The sequence below is a fragment of the Candidatus Symbiopectobacterium sp. NZEC135 genome, assembly GCF_025962695.1.
The window spans coordinates 1-819 of the sequence record NZ_JAGFPF010000951.1 but is presented as its reverse complement, the minus strand read 5'-3'; the positions used below and the strand labels follow the sequence as shown (position 1 = coordinate 819).

1 protein-coding gene is annotated in these 819 nt (G+C 54.7%); it reads right to left on the bottom strand.

Going from position 1 to position 819, the window contains the following annotated elements:
• Positions 1-819, bottom strand: an 819-nt coding sequence (locus tag J5224_RS31670) for a TonB-dependent receptor domain-containing protein (protein ID WP_264628941.1), incomplete at both ends; no start/stop codon positions are given.

Below are 819 nucleotides of genomic sequence, written 5' to 3'. Positions count from 1 at the left end.
GCTGCCAAAACGGCTATGATAATCAAAACGCAACCCAGGGATCACTTTGGTTCCAGGCACCACTTCAATGTTGTCTTCCAGATAGACCGCGCTCAGATCCGCACTATTCTTGCTACTGCGCTGGCTGGGATCGATCGACGATCCTGGCAGTGTCACACCTGAATTGTCGGTATACGAACTGGAGGCCGGGTCATTTAACTGCTCGCGGTTCCATTCGGCACCCAGCGTCAGCGTCTGCTCGACCCATTGTTCCAGCGGAATATTCACTTCGCCATTAACGCGGTAGTTATCCAGTCGGCTGGTGTTGTAACGTCCCGGATCGGTGATCGAGCCTTCAAAACGACCATACAGCCCCTCTTCCAGACGGGTATTGTTGGTGTGATCGTAGGCAACGCCAACGCGTGATTGCCCCCAATCCCAAATGCCGTTATGGGTCAGCGCGTAGTTCTGGCGATACATGCGGTTGGTTTCTGCGCCACTTTCTGCCAGCGCCTGAGGTATTGCCTGGCTACTGCTGAATTGAGTGTCACCGGTATAGATATTGCCCTGACGGCTGTAGCCCGCATCGAAATCGATCATCTGCTGCGGCGACAGTTTCCATGACAGTTGGGTGTTGATGTCACGATTGCGCACCCCTTCGCGGCCCGCCGCGTAGGAACCGTTCTGATTATGGTTAATGTTCGGGTCATCCGCGTCAGTTTTATTGATATTGCCGTACATGCGCATGGTGAGTGCTTCACCGGCTAACGGGCCGGACAGCGTGAAATTGGTGCGTCGGGTGGCACCTTCCTTGCTGCTCTCTGGCTGGTTACCGTACAG